The sequence below is a fragment of the Gilliamella sp. B2717 genome (assembly GCF_026536675.1).
In the GTDB taxonomy this organism is placed as follows: domain Bacteria; phylum Pseudomonadota; class Gammaproteobacteria; order Enterobacterales; family Orbaceae; genus Gilliamella; species Gilliamella apicola_I.
This window is the reverse complement of the sequence record NZ_JAFNNQ010000030.1, coordinates 48,162-49,717: the sequence shown is the minus strand read 5'-3', so window position 1 is coordinate 49,717 and position 1,556 is coordinate 48,162. Positions and strand designations below refer to the sequence as shown.

At 35.1% G+C, this 1,556-nt stretch carries 3 protein-coding genes and 1 pseudogene; 1 reads left to right on the top strand and 3 read right to left on the bottom strand.

Features of this window, described 5'->3' with window-relative positions; translation table 11 throughout:
• The first annotated feature begins 422 nt into the window (after positions 1-422).
• A complete protein-coding gene (locus J3U35_RS05450) occupies positions 423-635 on the top strand; it encodes a hypothetical protein (protein ID WP_065557663.1) in 213 nt (70 codons plus the stop codon).
• Positions 636-806: 171 nt separating this feature from the next.
• On the opposite strand, the gene J3U35_RS05445 is transcribed toward J3U35_RS05450, so the two are convergent.
• The 3 genes and pseudogenes from J3U35_RS05445 to J3U35_RS05435 form a co-directional block, all read right to left on the bottom strand.
• Entirely contained in the window at positions 807-1,031 is a 225-nt protein-coding gene (locus J3U35_RS05445) for a tail fiber assembly protein (RefSeq protein ID WP_065557970.1), read from the bottom strand.
• 9 nt (positions 1,032-1,040) lie between these two features.
• Complete coding sequence (locus J3U35_RS05440) at positions 1,041-1,244, bottom strand: hypothetical protein (protein WP_267360071.1); 204 nt, start codon at positions 1,242-1,244, stop codon at positions 1,041-1,043.
• Between the two features lie 2 nt (positions 1,245-1,246).
• Positions 1,247-1,556: pseudogene (locus J3U35_RS05435) on the bottom strand (hypothetical protein); the annotation flags it as partial.

Sequence of the window (1,556 nt, the reverse complement as noted above, 5' to 3'; positions counted from 1 at the left end):
AAAAAACTAAGGATTAATAAAGCATCCTATTTATGAGGTAGGTGAACATGTTGATTTTAAAAAAATAGCAATAAACGGCCAGCAGATTAGCCGTTTTATAATTGCTAAAGGTTCAAACATAAACGGCTGGTATGAAATATACAGTGATGGCTTTAAACGAGTTGGCAACAAATGGCCTGTCTCCAACCCGCTTCATTCACCAAACCCGTTAGGTTGTGTAAAAGTTCCATTCCCAATACCGTTTACCCAGACAGTTATATCTGTCAATGTCTCAATTGAAACATCTACACCTGCAGTTGAAATCATAAATTATGAAATCAATAGTTTGCATGAAATAGGGCTAACAGCGGGAATGTTCGGTGCATCGGGAATGGTTGCGATGAGTGAATTTGCATGTTCATACTCAGCCGAGGGATATTAATATGAGATATTTCAATAAAATAACAACGGCAGAGGTAATGCCCAGTATATATGATATCAATTATGATGTAATAGAATTAGACAATAATCATTGGTTTTTTACGTCGGACATACCCGACAATAAAAAAATAGTTGCTGATGCAAACGGACAATCAAAACTAAAGAATATTAGTGATAGTCTCAGCAATATAGATAAAATAAAAACCAACAAATAAAAACAACAACAATTAATTAATAATGTGGACACAAATAACAATCCTGCAAGACATTATCGATTAAGATATGCTAGAATCAAACGAGGCAGAAATGTAAAAACATACATGATTTTATTGACCCGTATTGATATTAATCAATCAGATATTAACTGGTCCCAAGAAACCGAGTAATCACTCGGGTATTTCAGGAAACACAGCGTTAACATGTGCCGTGTCAATACGAGGAACGTCAATGGAAAATAACTCTAAACGCTCTAATAGTCGTTTTTCATTATCTGTTGCTACGTTGTGTTTTATAGCGCATTGTAATAATGTTTTTTTCGTACTCGCGTCAGTTATTAATTTATCTCTGAGAGCTATGTTTTTCCTGATTTTAAAATCAGTTTCCGCAGCCATATCCAGTACCTATTGTCCACCGTTCCATTTGTGAAAACCTGACAGTGGGGACTCTGAATACGTTAAATCATTAAATATAACACACCCCGCATTGATTGCGTTAAATAAATCAATGTGTTGATCTTTTGTGATTTCAATTGAATCTGGTGGTATATCAATATTGATTTCATCTATATAAAATGATTGTGTTTTAAAATTATAAAAATGTTTCATACTCAAAATCCTAATGCTATGTAAAATAAATCGGTGTCAGCATATTCGCCAGGCCCACATCTTCCCCAACATCTAAATTGTGATGCTGAAATTGGGTGTGCCGATGTTGAATTTGCGCCGTAATACCTATCGCTTGTCATAACCAGAAAACACGTATGCGGAAACGCTGTATGAAACGATTGTATATAGCCATTCACCCCAGCAGTTTGAGAATATCTTGATTCCCCCCATTGAATCACTAATCCGCTGGGTAGTTTTATATAACCATTTTTATTGAATGATCCGGTGTAATCGTTGCTACAAATTAAATCG